Raw genomic sequence first — 462 nt, 5'->3', positions numbered from 1 at the left:
TCGAGCGTGCCGATCATCCTCAGCTTCGTGAACATGGGCCTGCTCGCGCTCGCCATGCGCGGGCTTCCGGCCGGGACCGCCTATGCGGTGTGGACCGGGCTGGGCGCGGTGGGCGTCGTGATCGGCGGGGCCATCGTGTTCGGCGACAAGATCGCGCCGATCCAGGCGGGCTTCATGGTCCTGACCGTCATCGGCGTGATGGGCACCAAGCTGTTCGCGCAGGGATGAATTGACGTTCACGCGAAGCCGCGAAGTCGCGAAGTAGAGAGGTTTGCGCAGAGGCGCAGAAAGCGCAGAGGAAGAAGAAGGTCTCCCGATCGCCACGTTCGGAACGCCTTTGCGTCCTCCGCGCCTCTGCGCGCAAAAAACCTTCGCGTCTTCGCGTGAACCAAAGCCACGGCACAGGGTAGCGATCCGCCCTCCGCGACCCTAAATCGCACCCAATGTCCGAGCCTCCCGTCG

General features: G+C 64.9%; 1 protein-coding gene. It reads left to right on the top strand.

The window, feature by feature from the left end; all coding sequences use genetic code 11:
- Positions 1-228, top strand: a 228-nt coding sequence (locus U1700_RS14580; RefSeq protein WP_332753414.1) for a DMT family transporter, incomplete at its 5' end; no start/stop codon positions are given.
- Between the last annotated feature and the right edge of the window lie 234 nt (positions 229-462).

The organism is Sphingomonas sp. RB1R13, from assembly GCF_036663775.1.
Lineage (GTDB): Bacteria > Pseudomonadota > Alphaproteobacteria > Sphingomonadales > Sphingomonadaceae > Sphingomicrobium.
The sequence above is the reverse complement of the archived record's forward strand: the minus strand, read 5'-3'. Positions and strand labels throughout refer to the sequence as shown.